Origin of the sequence: Marinobacter panjinensis, assembly GCF_005298175.1 — a bacterium.
Lineage (GTDB): Bacteria > Pseudomonadota > Gammaproteobacteria > Pseudomonadales > Oleiphilaceae > Marinobacter > Marinobacter panjinensis.
The window spans coordinates 1,065,050-1,083,224 of the sequence record NZ_SZYH01000001.1 but is presented as its reverse complement, the minus strand read 5'-3'; the positions used below and the strand labels follow the sequence as shown (position 1 = coordinate 1,083,224).

Sequence of the window (18,175 nt, the reverse complement as noted above, 5' to 3'; positions counted from 1 at the left end):
GCTTGTGCTGAATGTTATCCGGGCTGACAGCAGTGACATTCCCGCAGCCGATCGCGGACTAGCCTATGGTGACGGCCTGTTTGAAACCATCCGGATGCGCGGTCGCCAGGCAGTATTGCGCCGGCTCCATCTGGACCGGATGGTGGCGGATGCCGCTCGGCTGGGCATACCGGTTGACCGTCGTGACCTGGATGCCGCAATAACGCAGGCCGGGTTCGATTACGAATCCGGTTTTGAAGGCTTCGACTGGGTGCTCAAGCTCATTCTTACCCGCGGCAACGGGGGGCGGGGGTATCGCTTGCCCGAGATCTGCCAGCCTCACCTGATTGTGTCCGTATCAGCCATGCCGGCGCTCCCCGACAATGGCGGGGTTGTGGCAGACTGTTCGCGATTTCCGCTGACCGTGAATCCACAACTGGCCGGTATCAAAACGCTCAACCGGCTGGAACAGGTTATGGCAAGCCGCGAGTTTACCGGTAAGGAGTTCGAGCTGATTATGCGGGATTCAGCAGGGAACCTGGTTGAGGGCACACGGACAAATCTGTTTGTCCGGCACGGTGATAAATGGCTTACCCCACCTGCCGGGAGTCTTGCGGTAGCAGGTGTAATGCGAAAGTATCTGATTGATTGTCTGAGGGAAACCGGACACGAGATCCGCGAGGAAACCGTTCCGCCTTCCATCCTCTCGTTGCCCGGTTTCCGGGGGCTTTATCTGACCAACAGCGTTGTGGGTATTGTTCCTGTTCGCATAATGAGTGGTGTTGATTTGCCAGTGGATTGCGGGCTTGAGACAATCTGCGACCCTCTGCAAACATTGGAATAAAGAGCTTGTTCAAGAAGTTATTAATCAGTCTTTTTTGCCTCCTCGTTCTGGCAGTTGCCGGCAGTAGCCTCTGGGTATGGCAGGGTCTCCAGACCCTTGAGCAACCGGTAGCACTGACCGAGCCGGTGCTGTTCAGTGTTCCCTCAGGTAGTGGTTACGGGCAGGTTGCCCGCAAGCTCGAGGAGGAAGGTCTTGCAGGTGACAGCCTGTGGCTGAAGATCCATGGCAGGCTCTTCCCGGACCAGACTCGCCTGAAAGCCGGGGAGTACGAATTCACCGCCGGAATGAGTGCGCTGGACATGATTTCGATGATGGTAGCCGGCGCCACCAAGCATTGGCAGATCCAGTTCATCGAAGGTTGGACCTTCCGGGATATGCGCCGTGCGCTGGAAGCCAGCGAACGACTTGAGAAAGTAACCACGGACTGGACCGACGATCAGATCATGGAAGCCATGGGGGCTGAAGGCGAGCATCCTGAGGGGCGGTTCTTCCCGGATACCTATCTGTTTACCAGTAATGAATCCGATCTCGATCTGTTGCGCCGCGCATTCGAACGGATGGAAGAAGTGCTGGCCGCTGAATGGGAGTCCAAAGCTGAAAACCTGCCTTATGATTCGCCTTACGAAGCACTGATCATGGCCTCGATTGTCGAGCGTGAAACCGGTGCCGCCCACGAACGTGAAGAGGTAGCGGGTGTTTTCGTCCGCCGCCTGGAGAAAGGCATGCGGCTGCAGACGGACCCAACGGTGATTTATGGCATGGGGGAGAATTATCAGGGCCGAATCACCCGCAGCGATTTGCAAACCCGCACTGACTACAACACTTACCGCATCGATGGCCTGCCACCCACACCCATAGCCTTGCCCGGACAGGAAGCGATTCACGCTGCACTGAACCCGGCCGATGGTGATGCTCTGTATTTTGTCGCACGCGGTGACGGCACCCACAAGTTTTCCCGGACCTTGCAGGAGCATCAGAAGGCCGTGCGGGAATTCCAGCTCAACCGCCGCTCTGACTACCGCTCGTCGCCGGCACCTGTCCCGGCACCTGAAACCGGGGAAGCTGAGCAATGACCGGGCGCGGGCAGTTCATTACCTTTGAGGGCACCGAAGGCGTTGGTAAGTCCACTCAACTGGCAAATGCGGCGGCTACCCTGAAGGCGCTCGGTGTTGACTATACCGTGACCCGGGAACCCGGCGGCACGCCCATGGCGGAGTCCATTCGCGAGCTTCTGCTGGCTCCCAGGGACGAGCCAGTCAATGACATGACCGAGTTGCTGCTGATGTTCGCGGCTCGTGCGCAGCACCTTCACACACGCATACTTCCGGAGCTGGAGGCCGGGCGCTGGGTATTGTGTGACCGCTTTACCGACGCCACCTTTGCCTATCAGGGAGGAGGGCGCGGTGTGCCTGCAGAGCGTATCGCCCTTCTGGAAAACCTGGTGCAGGGGAGCTTTCGGCCGGACCAGGTGATTCTGCTGGACGCGCCAGTAGAAACCGGGATGACGCGCGCCCGTCACAGGGGCGAGCTGGACCGGTTTGAGCAGGAAGCCGTCGCGTTCTTCGAACGCATTCGCCGGACCTATCTCGAGCGGGCTGCAGCAGACCATGGCCGATATCATATAGTGGATGCGGCACAGCCGCTGGAAGCGGTCAGCCGCGACGTTACCAGTCTGATTAACCGGCTGGTCAGTCGGTCCTGATCGTGCATGTTGCGCGATGTTCTGCTTTAATTGAGTAACATTCTCAATCATCCTCCGGGTCGCGGGTATGTTGAACGCACGCTTGCTCAAGCTTCCAACGGCTTCTCATCACCATCGCCATGAACACCACCAGATTGTTGTCGGGGTTCGCGGCGAAGCCGATCTCAGCGTAGACGGAACCGGTTCCCACCTGGATACCTGGCGTGCATGCCTGGTGCCCACCGAAGCCAGGCATGATTACTGTGGCGACCTCCAGAATCACGTTCTGGTGATCAATCTCGATCCTTACGTGCCAGCCTTCAACAGTCCTGCTCACAGTGAATACGAAACATTGGCCCCGCTATTCGAACGGCCACGCACGCTGGTGCTGGATAGCAAATTGCAGGGACTGGTGCAGTTTGTCGCCGGAGAGTTTGATCGCTCGCCTGAAAACGAGGGCATGAAGCACCACATGGGCGCGAGTATCCTGCACTGTATGGCCGAGCGCTTGAATGACGGCCGCGAAGTTCGCCAGAATCGCCATGCCATAAGCCCGGATACGATCCGGCGCTATATCATGGAAAACATCCAGCGTAAGATAACTGTCAACGATCTTGCCGGGGTTGCCTGCCTCAGTGTCAGCCGTTTTCATGAAATGTTCCGGGAGGTGGTTGGCGTGACGCCACATCAGTTCCTGCTGCAGACCCGCCTTGACCAGGCTGTACAGCTGCTGACAATGACCCCGCTGTCAGTGTCGGAAGTCAGTTACCGAACTGGATTCTCCTCACAGAGTGCGCTCACCAATGCCCTCCGAAAACACAAGGGCACAACACCTTCCAGACTACGAATTGATGGCAAAGTTGCCTGATTTGCTAAAAAACGACCATTTTCGGATGAATTTACAAAAAAATCGTAGGATTTTGTAAGCCTGTGATCCGTAGTAATACTAACTTATGGAGGTAGCTGGTCATCGTCAGGGCGCTGGATTGATTCGTGCGTGTTGTCTGACCCAAACAGAATAATAAATCCGGGTATTCGGCTGGTAGCCGGTGCCATCGACGAGGCGCGGACATGTTCAATGCAAGCAAGGTGTTAGAGCCTGCATTTCAGGAACAGCCAAAATCCTTTTTCTGGCAGGGAATCATCGCCAACTACGCCGTTGATGAAGCGCGCTACCTTAATGAACTGATTCCCCTGGCCCAGAGTGATGCTGCAGAGCATCGCGCCGTCACCGAGACGGCTACCAGCCTGATTAAAAAGGTCCGGGACCAGGACGATTCCGTCCATATGATCGATGCACTCCTTCAGGAGTACAGCCTGGATACCCAGGAAGGCATCCTGCTCATGTGTCTGGCGGAAGCATTGATGCGTATTCCTGATAAATACACTGCCGATGCCCTGATTCAGGACAAACTTTCCGACGCCGACTGGAAAAAACACGTTGGTCGCAGTGAGTCCACGCTCGTCAATGCCTCTACCTGGGGACTTCTGCTGACAGGGCGGGTGGTCAAAATGGACAAGCGCCTTGACGGTTCGCCCTCCAGCATCTGGCGACGCCTGGTCAAGCGCAGCGGTGAGCCGGTCATTCGCAGTGCCATGTACCAGGCTATGGCCATTATGGGCAAACAGTTTGTTCTCGGCCGCGATATTGATGAGGCACTGAAGAACGCCCGGGAATACCGCGACATGGGCTACAGCTATTCCTTCGATATGCTGGGCGAAGCGGCAATGACCAGCGACGATGCCGCCCGCTACCTGAAGGATTATAGGGATGCCATCGCATCGGTCGGAAACGACACCTATCCCGGCAGCAAGGCCCCGGCACCCTCGATTTCCATCAAGCTCTCCGCGCTGCATCCCCGCTACGAAGTGTCCCAGGAAGAGCGTGTTCTGCAGGAACTCGGTGCCACACTGACGGGTCTTCTGGAATTCGCCCGGGAGAACAAGGTGTCGATTACCATCGACGCCGAAGAGATGGATCGTCTGGAAATCTCACTAAAGTTGTTCGAAAGGGTGTTCAGCTCCCCCGTGGTCAGAGGGTGGGGCGGCTTCGGGCTGGTTATCCAGGCCTATTCAAAGCGGGCGCTGCCGGTTCTGTGCTGGCTGACAAAGCTGGCCAGGGAGCAGGGTGATGAGATTCCCATCCGGCTGGTCAAAGGTGCCTACTGGGACACCGAAATCAAGATCTGCCAGCAGTTGGGGCTGGAAAGTTACCCGGTATTCACCCGCAAGGAAGCCACCGATACGTCCTATCTGGCGTGCCTTCGATTCCTGCTGAGTGACTATACCCAAGGAGCGTTGTATCCCCAGCTGGCCAGTCATAACGCCCACACCGTTGCCTCGGTGCTGGCCATGGCAAAGAGCAAGCGCCGCCGGATCGAGTTCCAGCGCCTCCATGGTATGGGTGATGCGCTTTACAACAGTATCCTCGCGGAGAACGATATCCCCGTGCGCATTTACGCTCCGGTTGGCGCCCACAAGGATCTGTTGCCGTATCTGGTGCGTCGCCTCCTGGAAAACGGCGCCAATTCCTCCTTTGTACACCGTCTGGTGGATGCGGCGACCCCCATTGAAGACCTGATTCAGAATCCGGTTCACGAACTCCAGAAATACGATTCACTGCCCAATGACCGGATTCCGGCGCCAACTCATATCTATGGCGATGAGCGTCGTAATTCCAGGGGTATGAATATTCACGTTGCCGCCGATCTTGATCCGCTGCTGAACCATCTTGCCCAGTGGTCGGAATCCGGCTGGGAAGCAGCCCCGGTGATCAGGGGTGAGAAAAGACGCGAAGGAAGCCCCAGGGAAATTACCGCGCCCTTCGACACAACCCGACCCGTGGGGCATGTCTACTGGAGCACCGAGGCCCTGTCGGCTGAAGCGCTTGATGTGGCTGCTGCGGGCTTCCCCGGTTGGCGGGATCGCCCTGTGGGTGATCGTGCCCGGTGCCTGGAAACATTCGCGGACCTGATGGAATCCCACATGGAAGAACTCATGGCAATCTGTTGCCGTGAAGCCGGTAAAACCATGCAGGATGGCATCGATGAGGTTCGTGAAGCTGTTGATTTCTGTCGTTATTACGCCATTCAGGGGCGGGCCCGGTTCGGCGACGCCATGGCCTTGCCTGGGCCAACGGGAGAGAGCAACGAACTCTACATGGAAGGGCGTGGCGTATTTCTCTGTATCAGTCCCTGGAATTTTCCGCTGGCCATATTTACCGGCCAGATCATGGCAGCCCTGGTTGCGGGTAATACAGTCATTGCCAAACCGGCGGAACAGACAAGCCTGGTGGCAGGCCGCGCTTTTGAGCTGATGCTCGAGGCCGGATTCCCGCCTGACGTGATTCAACTTTTACCCGGTGATGGTGCATCAATCGGCGGCAAACTGACCCCGGACCCCAGGATTGCCGGCGTCGCCTTCACCGGTTCTACAGAGGTAGCGCATGTCCTCAATCGTGCCCTTGCTCAGCGCGAGGGAGCCATTGTGCCCCTGATCGCAGAGACGGGCGGGCAGAATGCCATGATTGTGGACAGCAGTGCGTTACCGGAGCAGGTGGTCAGAGATGTGATCCAGTCCGCCTTTGCCAGTGCAGGGCAGCGCTGCTCGGCACTGCGTGTGCTCTATATTCAGAAGGATGTGGCCGAGCGAATGGAAACCTTGCTGGCAGGCGCCATGCAGGAGCTGTCGGTTGGTAATCCGGAGCTGCACAGTACCGATGTCGGGCCGGTGATTGATGACGAAGCACGGTCCAGTCTGCAGTCGCATCTGACGGAGCTGGACAAGGGCGCCCGCTTCATTGCCAGTACGCCACTGCCTGAAACCTGCCAGTCAGGGTATTTCGTAGCACCATCGGCCTACGGAATTTCGGGCATCAATGAGCTGAAAAGGGAACATTTCGGGCCTATTGTTCACGTTGTCCACTACACTGCAGAGAAACTGGATGAGGTTATTGACGACATTAACTCAGCCGGGTATGGCCTTACGCTGGGAATTCACAGCCGCAGCGAATCCACAGCTGCGTATATTGAACAGCGCGTGAAAGTGGGCAATACCTACGTCAACCGGAATCAGATCGGTGCGGTTGTCGGTGTTCAGCCCTTTGGTGGTCGGGGCTTGTCGGGCACCGGCCCGAAAGCCGGCGGTCCGCATTATCTGCTGCGGTTCGCCACCGAGAGAACCCGTACGATCAACACGACAGCCGTGGGGGGGAATGCCTCGTTGCTGTCTCTTGGAATCGAAAAGGTGTAAACGGCGCTATGCTCTTAAAGCAGGGCGGAACGAAAACTGACGGATAAGGAGGTAGGCATTGCGATGCGGAGGCTGGCGCTATAGGCAGTAGCGCCTCATCACTTGGGCAAGAAGAAGCATTAAAAAAACAAAGCGTGCGGCTACCGGTTTGAACATGGTAAGCGCACCAACCGGTCGGAGTCAGATCCGTCCTATTGAACTGGAGGAGTTTCATGGCTATTGGTGTTTGGATAAGTCTATTTCTTTATTTTGCGCTCATGATCGCCATCGGCGTTTATGCAATGCGCAGAGCTACGTCTTCATCCGAAGATTACATGTTGGGTGGGCGAGCACTCAGTCCAAAGGTGGCGGCGCTATCGGCCGGGGCATCAGACATGAGTGGTTGGTTGCTTCTGGGTCTTCCAGGGGCGCTGTTTGCATCGGGCCTGGGTTCGGCCTGGATCGGTATCGGCCTGCTTGTGGGTGCGTTCTTTAACTGGACCCTGGTGGCGCCACGGCTTCGTGAACAGACGGTTCACTATGGTAATGCGATCACCATTCCGTCGTTCCTGGCGAACAGGTTCCCGACTCAGGCACTGTCGCTGAGAACGGTATCCGCGATCGTTATCGTTATTTTCTTTGCGGTTTACACCGCGTCCGGCCTGGTTGCCGGCGGCAAGCTGTTTGAAAGTGCGTTTGCCGGAATCTTCAACTTCGGTGGTTTGAGTGATTACGCAGTGGGTATTGTCATCACGCTGGGTGTCGTATTGGCCTACACCGTTGTTGGTGGTTTCCTGGCGGTGAGCATGACGGATTTTGTCCAGGGTTGTATCATGATGCTGGCGCTGGTGATTATGCCGGCGGTGGTGCTCTTTGGTGAAGGTGGCGGTGGTTTCGCCCAGGCTTCACAGACTCTGAATGAAGTCGACCCCACGCTACTGTCGTGGACGGAGGGACTGACCTTTATAGGCTGGCTGTCTGCGGTTACCTGGGGGCTTGGGTATTTCGGTCAGCCCCACATCATCGTGCGCTTTATGGCAATTCGCACTTTGAAAGAAGTACCTATTGCTCGTAACATCGGGATGGGCTGGATGACTATTTCCCTGATTGGTGCCGTCTCTCTGGGCGTGTTCGGCCGGGCCTACGCCATTCGCAATGGATTGGATGTTGAAGATCCGGAAACCATCTTTATCATTCTGTCGAACCTGCTGTTCCATCCGCTGATCACCGGTTTCCTCTATGCTGCATTGCTTGCCGCAGTCATGAGTACCATTTCAAGCCAGCTTCTGGTGTCTTCATCGTCATTGACTGAAGACTTCTATCGTCTGTTCCTGCGCAAGGAAGCCGACGACAAGGAATGCGTATTTGTTGGCCGGATCTGTGTTGTACTGGTTGGTCTGGTTGCTGCCGTAATCGCCTCCGACCCGGATTCTCAGGTTCTGGCTCTGGTCAGTAACGCCTGGGCAGGTTTCGGTGCCGCCTTTGGCCCGCTGATCATCCTGTCGCTGATGTGGTCGCGCACCAACGGCGCGGGCGCCATCGCTGGTATGGTTGTAGGTGCTGCTACCGTTATGATCTGGATTTCACTGGGCTGGAACGGTGAGTTCATGGGTGGCCCGGGTGTGTATGAGATCATTCCTGGCTTCCTCCTTTCCTTCATTGCGATCCTGGCGGTGAGCAGTGTGACTGCAGATGCTGGTGAATATCAGCACATCACTCGCTGATGCAACGGGCGCATAGCGCCCGAAGAAATGGCAGGGTTTAGCAAGGAGCCCTGTGAGTTTGTCGACAAACCCCCGCCTACCAGCGGGGGTTTGTTGCATTAGGAGCAGCGAACTATTGCGGAGCAAATCAAGACTCATACCAAGGTCTAGAACTCGTTGCATCAACTGGTAGATCCCAGACTTAGCCACTACCTTAATAAGGTGAGATCTCAGTTGCGGACGATAATAATCACAAAAGGATAATGGATTATGAACAAGAACCGATTTCTGCAATCCACCGTGGGCTTACTGGCAGCCGCCATTTTTTCCTTTTCTCCCGGGGTGCACGCCGAAGGCAACTACGTAATGGGCACCGCGACGACCGGAGGTACCTATTACCCGGTGGGCGTTGCCCTTTCCACGCTGATCAAGGTAAAGCTTGAACCCACGACCAACATTTCCGTGTCTGCCATCAGTTCTGCCGGTTCCGGCGAGAACCTCAAGCTGATGGACGAGGACCAGATTCAGTTCGGTATTCTCCAGGGCCTTTATGGTGCCTATGCCTGGAATGGTACCGGACCGGTACCAAAGGCCTACAAGAACCTCCGCTCCGTCTCCATGCTCTGGCAAAACGTCGAACACTTCGTGGTGTCCAAAGAATTGGCGGACACCGGCACCATTGCCGACATGACCAATCTATACGACGAAAGCTTTTCCATTGGTGCCCGGAACTCCGGCACTGAGGGCTCCGGACGCTTTATCCTGGGCAACGTGGGCATTGACCTGGACAAGATCGATCTGGCGTATCTCGGCTATGGTCCCAGTGCTGACGCACTGCAGAATGGCAATATCGATGGCATGAACATCCCGGCCGGCGTACCGGCATCAGCGGTCACCCGGGCTTATGCCAACATGGGCAGCGACATTACCACCCTGAATTTCACCACGGAACAGTTGGCCGAGGTGAACAGTGATTTCGAGCTGTGGACTCCGTACACCATCCCGGCGGGCACCTACCCCAATCAGGACGAGGCGATCGAGACCATTGCCCAGCCCAATATCCTCGCCGTGCGTGCGGACGTTTCCGAAGAGGATGTTTACCAGATCACGAAAACGATCTACGCCAATCTGCCGTTCCTGAACAACATCCATCCGGCTACAAAGGCGATGGCACTGGACAAGGCCATAGCCGGTTTGCCCATGCCGCTTCATCCGGGCGCAGTCCGGTTTTACCAGGAGCAGGGGCTCACCATTCCTGATCGGCTGATTGCCGAGTAATCGTGGCTGAGCGGGAAACGGGCGAACCTCCGGTGGAGGTTCGCGACGAAAGCATCAGCGATGCAGCGGAACGACTGGATCACCGGCTGATCGGGCCGGTGATCTTCTGGCTGGCCGTTGGCGCTGCATTGATTCACCTGTACTTCAACACCCTGTCCACGCTGTCGACCCTGTGGACATCGGCGTTGCACTTTGGCCTGTTCGGTCTGATCTGCACCCTGACCAACCCGATGCTGAAGGCCCGCTCGGCTGCCGGTCAGCGGGTGGTGCTGGGCGTGGATGTGGTGCTTGGTCTGGTCGCAATGGCCTGCGCCTTTTACCTGATCCTCTTTGAGGATGACCTTTACCAGCGTGGCGTCAACTTCAATATGGCGGACTGGATGGCCTCCATCGCTGCAGTGGTATTGATTCTGGAGTTGGCCCGAAGGACCGTGGGCTGGTTCATTCCGCTGTTGTGTGTGGTGGCCCTGACCTATGTGGCCTGGTGGGGGCAGTATGTTGACGGTATCTTCAACTTTCCGGGTCTTTCATGGGAAACGGTGCTGTTCCGATCCTACCTCGGTGGCCAGGGCATGCTGGGCTCGATTGCACGGATATCCTGGACCTACGTGTTCATGTTTATCCTGTTCGGTGCCTTCCTCGTCAAATCCGGCGCTGGCGATTTTATCATTGAGTTGGCGCGCTGTGCTGCCGGCCGCTTTGTCGGTGGCCCTGGCTTTGTGGCGGTCTTTTCCTCGGGGCTGATGGGATCGGTATCCGGCTCCAGTGTCGCCAATACCGTGTCGACCGGTGTTATCACTATACCCCTGATGCGCAAAGCGGGCTTTCCGGCCCGCTTTGCTGCCGGCGTTGAAGCGGCGGCATCCACCGGTGGCCAGCTGATGCCTCCGGTGATGGGAGCCGGGGCGTTTATCATGGCCTCTTACACCCAGGTCTCCTACCTGACCATCATTGGCGTGGCAGCGCTACCTGCGCTGTTGTACTTCCTCTCGGTGGCCATGTTCGTGCGGATTGAGGCGAAACGCAGCCACGCGGTCAAACTGGAAGACGACGAAGCGCCCACTCTGAAGGAGGTGATGAAAGACGGCTGGCATTTTCTGTTGCCACTGGTCGTGCTGATTGCAGCACTGATTTATGGGTTCACGCCCACCTACGCCGCAGGCATCGCCATCCTTTCCGTGATCGTTGCGTCCCGTTTGTCCAGGCACCCTATGGGGTTTCGGGATATTCTGGATGCGCTGGCCATGGGCGCAAGAAACATAACCACCACGGCGATTTTGCTGATTACCGTTGGTCTGATCGTGATGGTGGTCTCCACTACGGGTATTGGAAATACCTTTTCCCTGATGATTACCGACTGGGCCGGTGGCAGCCTGGTTATCACAATCCTGCTTGTCGCCCTGGCATCACTGATTCTGGGTATGGGCTTGCCGGTTACAGCGGCTTACATTGTACTGGCGACTCTATCGGCACCCGCGATCTATAACCTGATCGCCCAGGGCCAGGTGCTGGAATTGCTGGTGAATGGCAACCTGCCGGAACAGGCAAAAGCCATCTTCATGCTGGCAGCCCCCGACAAAATGGAGCTGCTCAATGCGCCGATGGAGCTGGCCACGGCTCAGCAGCTGCTGGCAGTGGTGCCGGACACTTTCAGTACCCAGCTGTTGGAGCAGGCCCTTTCCCCGGCGACCCTGTCGATGGTGCTGGTGGCTGCTCACATGATCATTTTCTGGTTGTCGCAGGACTCCAATGTGACACCGCCGGTCTGCCTGACCGCGTTCGCAGCGGCGGCGATTGCGGGCACACCGCAGATGCGCACCGGATTTACTGCGTGGAAGCTGGCCAAGGGCCTGTATATTGTGCCGCTGCTGTTTGCCTATTCACCATTGATTACCGGTGACTTTACCGAAATGATCCGGGTATTCTGTTTCGCCCTGTTTGGCATCTATGCCATTGTCGCCGGACTTGAGGGCTATCTGGAGCACAGGCTCCACCCGGTTGTGCGGCTGCTGATGTTCCCCATCGGGGCCCTCATGCTATGGCCCCACGGTCAGGTTCTGCTGGATGGAGCCGGGGTGGTGATATTTTTGGCAATTCTGATCTGGAGCGCTCGCCGAGGCAGGGCTTCGCCGGCATTGGAGCAGGTTGCCCGGGCTGAGTCATGACGGTAACTGATGTCCTGGCCCTGCTTGCTCTCGGTGGTCTCGCCGGCTTCATTAATGTGTTGTCTGCCGGTGGGTCCATGCTGACACTGCCGCTGCTTATGTTTCTCGGGCTGCCACCCCAAGTGGCAAACGGCACCAACCGGGTCGCCATTACCTTCCAGAGCATCACTGCGGTGGGCAGCTTCCATCGGATGGGGCATGGCAACCTGGTGGTCAGCCTGCATCTGGCGGTGCCGGCGGTCGTTGGTTCGCTGCTGGGAGCCTGGGTGGCCACCTGGGTGGCCGATGCAGTCTTCGAATTTGTGCTGGTGACCGCCATGATCGGCGCCTCTGTGTTTATGCTGCTGCCCCAGCCAATGCTGGACACCCGCCCGCTGACGCCGGACCGGCTTGGCCCTGTTATCTACCTGGCCATGTTCCTGATTGGTGTCTACGGCGGCTTCATACAGGTGGGCGTTGGCGCGCTTTTCCTGGTGGTTCTGTACCGAATGCTGAAAATTGACCTGCGCCAGGTGAACGTATTCAAGGTTTCCATAGTCTTGCTGTATACCTTGCCGGCGCTGCTGATTTTCGCCATCAGTGACCAGGTGCGGTGGGGTATGGGGCTGACGCTGGCTCTTGGCAATATCACCGGTGCATTCATTGCAGTTCGCGTCAATCTGAGTGACGAAGGCGCCAGGTGGGTCAAGTGGATCACCCTGGGGATGGTCGCAGCCATTCTGGTCAGACTCATCGTTTATTAATTTACGACTGGGAGGTAACAGCCATGAGAGCCATGGTTATTGAAGCGTTTGGCGGGCCGGAAGTTTTTGTTGAACGGGAGGTGCCGACACCGGAGCCGGCCGAGGGTCAGGTCCGGATTAGGGTTCTTGCCTCCAGTGTGAACCCGATCGAAACCAAAATCCGTTCAGGCCTGGTGAAAACCGGGCCCGCTTTGCCGGCGATACTCAATGGTGATGTCGCCGGTGTGATAGATAAGGTCGGCCCCGGTGTCACGTCATTGGCAGTCGGCGATGAAGTGTTCGGCTGTGCCGGTGGTGTCCGTGGCTGGCAGGGCGCCCTGGCTGATTACATGGTCGCCGATGTCCGGTTGCTGGCAAAGCGAACACCAGCAATTTCGTTATCTCTGGCGGAATGCGCTGCGTTACCGCTGGTGTTCCTGACCGCGTGGAGCGCGCTGGTGGATCGGGCCGGTATACAGTCGGGCGAGCATGTGCTGATCCATGCCGGGACCGGGGGCGTGGGGCATGTGGCGATCCAGATAGCGAAGGCGATGGGCGCCCGTGTCGCGACAACCGTGTCGACGGAAGACAAGGCGGACATGGCCCGGGATCTGGGGGCCGACGATATTATTTTCTACCGGGAAGAGGCGGTGGGGGATTACAGTCAGCGGCTGACTGAGGGCCGGGGGTTCAGCCTGGTGTTTGACACCGTGGGCGGTGAGAATGTTGACCGGTCCATCGAGGCCACGGCAATTTGCGGGCGCTTGTGCTCCATCAATACCCGTTCCACCCACGACCTGACACTCATGCATGCCAAAAGCCTTAGCCTGCATGTAATTTTTCGTTCCATTCCACTCCTTCACGGTATCGGTATGGATGATCAGCCCCGGTTGATGGCGGCGCTGAGCGACATGCTGGAGCGGGGCGGGGTGCGTCCGCTGCTGGATGAGCAGCGGTATGCGTTTGGTCAGGTTGGTGAGGCCCATCGCCGTATTGAGTCCGGCCTGGCTGTGGGAAAAATTCTTCTCGAGCGGTGAGCGGCCAGCTCCATATACTCGGCAGCGGGAGGGAACCTTTTTTGTGGTGCGCGGGGCATCGCGCGCAGCGCCTGACGGGCGCGCCAACGAAAAACAGCCCCATATGGGGCTGCTTAAAGCTGGGCAGAATCCCGCACTTAGCAATGGAATCCGTTAGTTCAATGGCACCAACTCATCCCTGAGTTTTGCCGGAGCCTTCCCATCTTGCTATGCGCATTCAATGCGCATCATCACCGGGAGCGGCGGTGCAGGGCCCCGTCGAAGAACGTGGCAAGCTCATCAACGTCACCAAGTGAAAGCACCTGCGAAACGTAATGGTCCGGTCGCACTACGACAACGGCTCCGTTTCCGTCGATACCGCGCGTTTCGAAAATGTCGACGTCCGGATCGATGGCGTAGACCTTTTCATAGTCAGTTACTTGGAAGGGCCCCACCTTTGGCGCAAAAATGGCCGGTATGTTCGGGCCGAATTCGATCTCGCCATGGGGTCGTTGGTAGATCACCTTGACGTCAAAGATGCTGTCCAGGTCCCAGCCCTCGGGGGTGTACTTCACAACCGGCGAGTCGGGTGAGCTGACCAGCCATTCCGCCCAGGCGGACAAACGGGAATCCTCTCCGGGACGCGCCTTGTCCGCAAAGGCATAGATCCGCCAACGGCCGTCGGCGGTAGCATGGTGACCCAGGTGGACGTCATTACCATCGCAAACGCGCGTCACCCGCTCCGATTTGAACCGTTTGCCAACGGGGAAGCCGGTGGCCAGGTTCTGATGTTCTGTGGTGCCAGTAATCATCGACTCCGTGTACTCGGTCATGAAGCCCGCCGGAAATTCCGCGGTTTTGACATAGAAATCCGCAAGTTCTCTCGGATCCTCGAACTCCTTGGCGGGCTTGGCCATCAAGCTCGACCATTCCCGGTCGAAGTCGATCAGGTTCTGCGCGACAACCTGACGTTCACTCGAATAAGTACTGAGCAGAGATTCGGGCGCAATGCCGGAGAGCACATGGCCCAGCTTCCAGGCGATGTTCCAACCGTCCTGCATGGACACATTCATGCCCTGACCAGCTTTGGCGCTGTGGGTGTGGCAGGCGTCACCGGTGATAAAGACTCGCGGATCCCGAGAGTCTTCTTCGCCGGGTGGGACGTCATCGAATTTGTCGGTCACTCGGTGGCCAACCTCGTAGACGGTGTACCAGGCGCAGTTCTTCACCTCGAGGGTATAGGGGTGCAGGATCTGGTTGGCCTTCTTGACAGTGGTCTCCAGGGTAGTCTGGCGTATCTGGTGGTTGTCATCCTCGGGGACTTCGCCGAGGTCGACGTACATCCGGAACAGGTGACCGCCTTCACGGGGAATGTGCAAAATACTGCCACCGGTTGATGACTGAATGGCACACTTGGTGCGAATGTCCGGGAAGTCGGTGGTGGCCAGTACATCCATGACACCCCAGGCATGATTCGACACCGCGCCGATATGCTTGCGGCCAATCGATTCACGAACGCGACTGTGCGCGCCATCGCAACCGATGACGTATTTGGCTTTCACCGTGCATTCCTGCCCTTCTTTATCGCCCGCGGTATGGCGCAATGTTACTTCGACGGGATAGTCCTCGCCGTCGTGAATCTCCAGCCCGACGAATTCCAGGCCGTAGTCGGGGGTCAGCCGGGCGGGCGCGTTTTTGGCGAACTCGGTGAAGTAATCGAGGACCCTGGCCTGGTTGACGATTAGATGGGGAAACTCGCTGATTTCACCGGTGGGATCGTCCGGCGCCACCGAGGATCGAGCAATATGCGATGGGTTATCGGCGTCCGGGCTCCAAAAGGCCATCTCGGTAATACGGTAGGCCTCGTCGGTGATTCTTCCGGCAAAACCGAATGCCTGGAATGTCTCGACACTGCGTGCCTGGATGCCGTCGGCCTGGCCGATTTCCAGTCGCGCGGGGCGCCGTTCGATAATTCGGGTATTGATGTTCGGGAACTTCGCCAACTGAGCGGCGGCAATCACGCCGGCAGGACCGCTGCCGACGATAAGAACATCCACAACATTCGGTAGCGTCTCGGGGCGATTAATGCCCGTGCCGGATGCCTCCTCGATCCTCGGGTCGCTGGATACGTATCCGTGGTGGTGAAACTGCATTGTTACTTCTCCTTTTTGTTTTTTGGGTCCGGCCGGATAATACTGAGACCGATTTGCCCTCAGATGCGGCTTGAACCGGGAATAAATGACTCGGTGACTGAGGCCTGTGGAGCAGGCACCTTGTCGCCGCTGACCTTGGACACCGGGAACACGGCGTTGATCTGGCCAGTCCCTGAGCTGCCGAAGTAAGGGGTAAGTACTTCCGCTTTCTGGTCGTACTCGGACCAGCCCAGTGCGCCCAGCAGCATGGCGGTATCGTGCATAAAGCCTTCACCGTGACCTTTTACAGCGTATTCGGGCAACATTTCGCAGAAGTCTTCCCACTCGCCGTTTTCCCACATCCGAACCACATCGTGATCCAGGCGTTCCAGGAATGGAGACCAGGTTTTGGTGGCGAACTTCGGTGCCTGACCGTTCTGGGCAAAGCGGTGAGACAATGAGCCGCTGGCAAAAATGGCTACGGTGCCATCGTAGTGTTCTTCAATTGCCTTGCGCATTGCCCAGCCCAGACGGGCACTGTCATTCAGGTAGTGCACGGTGCACAGGGCAGAGACCGAGATCACCTTGAAATGGCGGTCTTCGTTCATATAGCGCATCGGTACCAGAGTACCGTACTCAGGATCGAGGGTGGTTTTGTCATGCGCCAGTGTTTCCACGCCCTGAGCATTGCATTCGGCGGCCAGCAGTTTGCCGAGCTCAGGGTTGCCGTCGTATTCAAACTTCATATTGGAGATGAAGTGAGGCAGCTCACCACTGGTGTAATTACCTTTGAAGTGGGCGCCACAATTGATGTGGTAGTTGGCGTTTACCAGCCAGTGGGTATCGAATACGACAATGGTATCCACGCCCAGTTCACGGCAGCGGCGGCCGATCTCGATATGGCCGTCGATGGCCGGTTGGCGAAAGCCCTTCTGCGGACCGTCCAGCTCGGATAGATACATGGACGGCACATGCGTGATCTTAGCTGCAAGCGCGAGTTTTCCCATGACAGTTTCCTTTTGTTGTTGAACTTTGTGGGTACATTGGGTGACAACGTGCCTTGTTATTGATTTTGAATGGCAGCGCCTGATTCCAGTTTCAGTAACTCAATTATTCTCGGCTCCTCTGCAACAGGAAATGTAGTATTCACGTTAAAACTTGCATTTTTCGGTTTTGCCTTCCCGGAATTGCCTGATTTCCTTTCTCTTATCCTGCGCTTTTGGGCGAGGCATGTGCCGACAGTCTCTCGGAGAGCAGTGCCACCGCCAGGGCTGAGGCCGAAAGCAGGCCTGCCAGACCGACGACCAGTGTCATCGGTAGCGGTGTGCCGTCGTGGAGAGCGCTGACCAGGGAGCTTGCCAGAGCCCCGAGTCCGAATTGTGTCGCTACGGCGAGCCCGGCCGCGGCCCCTGCCTGTTGGGGATAATGCTGCAGCAGGCTCGCCATGCAGTTTGCCCCCAGGACACCGGTTACTCCGACATATCCAAACAGCCCGGCAACAATGGCTGGCAGTCCTCCGATGCCCAGCAGTCCGGTTACCAAAAGTGCGGTTCCGGAGGCGGCGGCAGTGCCGGCCCCAATCAGGAGCATCATGCGGGGACCGGTTCGGCGGACCGTGCGGGCGTTGACGGTGACAAAGAGAATGACGCCGCCAATATTGAGGCTGAAAAGCCAGGCATATTGCTGGGGTTGCACGCCGAAGTAGTTAATGTAAACGAACGGCGATGCGGTGATGTAGGCAAACATGCCGGCGAAGGAAAAGGACATGCACAGGATGTAGCCGAGCGCCAGCGGGTGACGAATGATGCGGAAATAGGCCGCGAAGACAGCGGGAATAGTGGCATTTCGGGCGTTCCCCGTATTGGTTTCCGGCACCTTGAAGGCTGTAATGGCGAGAACTGTACCGGCAAATATCATCAGGGCGACAAAAAGGGCGCGCCAGCCATAGATCAGCAAAAGGTAACCGCCGAGCAACGGCGCTATCAGGGTTGCGATCATGGTGATCAGGTGCATCAGTGACAGAATACGGGCCGCCTCGTTGACTGGAAACAGGTCGCGAACTACCGCCCGGCCGAGAACGGAAGCGGCTGCGCCGCCCAAAGCCTGGACGAAACGTAGTGAAATGAGTTGATTGGCGTCGCGGGCGAGAATACAGCCGAGACTGGCGAGCAGGTACAGGGAAATGCCGCCAAGGAGCAGTGGGCGTCGGCCATATTTGTCGGACAGAGGGCCATAGAGCAGCATGCCAATGAACAGGCCTAAGAGGAACGTCGTGATAGTCAGTTGGATACTGCTTTCCGGGCTCTGGAGGTCAGCAGCGATGAGTGGCAGCCCTGGGAGATACATGTCGATGGAAAGCGGGCCGAACGCCTGTAGTGCGGCCAGTAGGACGATCAGTCGTCGGGGATGTTTTAACGAAACCACA

The 18,175-nt window shown here is 57.3% G+C and carries 13 protein-coding genes; 10 read left to right on the top strand and 3 right to left on the bottom strand.

The window, feature by feature from the left end; genetic code table 11:
• Nucleotides 1-4: 4 nt before the first annotated feature.
• The 10 genes from pabC (at nucleotide 5) to FDP08_RS04815 (ending at nucleotide 13,639) form a co-directional block, all read left to right on the top strand.
• Nucleotides 5-823 carry an aminodeoxychorismate lyase gene (gene pabC, locus FDP08_RS04860; protein ID WP_137434884.1) on the top strand — a complete coding sequence of 273 codons (819 nt, stop codon included), beginning with the start codon at nucleotides 5-7 and terminating at the stop codon, nucleotides 821-823.
• A gap of 5 nt (nucleotides 824-828) precedes the next feature.
• Nucleotides 829-1,896, top strand: coding sequence for an endolytic transglycosylase MltG (gene mltG, locus FDP08_RS04855; protein WP_137434883.1), 1,068 nt, complete (start codon nucleotides 829-831; stop codon nucleotides 1,894-1,896).
• A complete protein-coding gene (gene tmk / locus FDP08_RS04850) occupies nucleotides 1,893-2,525 on the top strand; it encodes a dTMP kinase (RefSeq protein WP_137434882.1) in 633 nt (210 codons plus the stop codon). The genes mltG and tmk overlap by 4 nt, the downstream gene beginning before the upstream one ends.
• 67 nt (nucleotides 2,526-2,592) lie before the next feature.
• Nucleotides 2,593-3,372 (top strand): AraC family transcriptional regulator, encoded by a 780-nt coding sequence (locus FDP08_RS04845; protein ID WP_137434881.1) that lies wholly within the window; start codon nucleotides 2,593-2,595, stop codon nucleotides 3,370-3,372.
• Between the two features lie 203 nt (nucleotides 3,373-3,575).
• Nucleotides 3,576-6,755 carry a bifunctional proline dehydrogenase/L-glutamate gamma-semialdehyde dehydrogenase PutA gene (gene putA / locus FDP08_RS04840; protein WP_137434880.1) on the top strand — a complete coding sequence of 1,060 codons (3,180 nt, stop codon included), beginning with the start codon at nucleotides 3,576-3,578 and terminating at the stop codon, nucleotides 6,753-6,755.
• Between the two features lie 212 nt (nucleotides 6,756-6,967).
• Nucleotides 6,968-8,458 carry a sodium/proline symporter PutP gene (gene putP, locus FDP08_RS04835; protein WP_137434879.1) on the top strand — a complete coding sequence of 497 codons (1,491 nt, stop codon included), beginning with the start codon at nucleotides 6,968-6,970 and terminating at the stop codon, nucleotides 8,456-8,458.
• Between the two features lie 249 nt (nucleotides 8,459-8,707).
• Nucleotides 8,708-9,715: a TAXI family TRAP transporter solute-binding subunit gene (locus FDP08_RS04830; protein ID WP_137434878.1), complete on the top strand. Its 1,008-nt coding sequence runs from the start codon at nucleotides 8,708-8,710 to the stop codon at nucleotides 9,713-9,715.
• Nucleotides 9,716-9,717: 2 nt separating this feature from the next.
• Nucleotides 9,718-11,880 carry a TRAP transporter permease gene (locus tag FDP08_RS04825; RefSeq protein WP_137434877.1) on the top strand — a complete coding sequence of 721 codons (2,163 nt, stop codon included), beginning with the start codon at nucleotides 9,718-9,720 and terminating at the stop codon, nucleotides 11,878-11,880.
• Entirely contained in the window at nucleotides 11,877-12,623 is a 747-nt protein-coding gene (locus FDP08_RS04820) for a sulfite exporter TauE/SafE family protein (protein ID WP_137434876.1), read from the top strand. The genes FDP08_RS04825 and FDP08_RS04820 overlap by 4 nt, the downstream gene beginning before the upstream one ends.
• Nucleotides 12,624-12,646: 23 nt before the next feature.
• Entirely contained in the window at nucleotides 12,647-13,639 is a 993-nt protein-coding gene (locus FDP08_RS04815; RefSeq protein ID WP_137434875.1) for a zinc-dependent alcohol dehydrogenase family protein, read from the top strand.
• Nucleotides 13,640-13,869: 230 nt separating this feature from the next.
• On the opposite strand, the gene FDP08_RS04810 is transcribed toward FDP08_RS04815, so the two are convergent.
• From FDP08_RS04810 to FDP08_RS04800, 3 genes are all read right to left on the bottom strand, one after another.
• Nucleotides 13,870-15,771, bottom strand: coding sequence for an FAD-binding monooxygenase (locus tag FDP08_RS04810; RefSeq protein ID WP_137434874.1), 1,902 nt, complete (start codon nucleotides 15,769-15,771; stop codon nucleotides 13,870-13,872).
• A gap of 59 nt (nucleotides 15,772-15,830) precedes the next feature.
• A complete protein-coding gene (gene hpaD, locus FDP08_RS04805; RefSeq protein WP_137434873.1) occupies nucleotides 15,831-16,757 on the bottom strand; it encodes a 3,4-dihydroxyphenylacetate 2,3-dioxygenase in 927 nt (308 codons plus the stop codon).
• A 199-nt stretch (nucleotides 16,758-16,956) separates the two neighbouring features.
• Nucleotides 16,957-18,174 (bottom strand): Bcr/CflA family multidrug efflux MFS transporter, encoded by a 1,218-nt coding sequence (locus FDP08_RS04800; protein ID WP_137434872.1) that lies wholly within the window; start codon nucleotides 18,172-18,174, stop codon nucleotides 16,957-16,959.
• Between the last annotated feature and the right edge of the window lies 1 nt (nucleotide 18,175).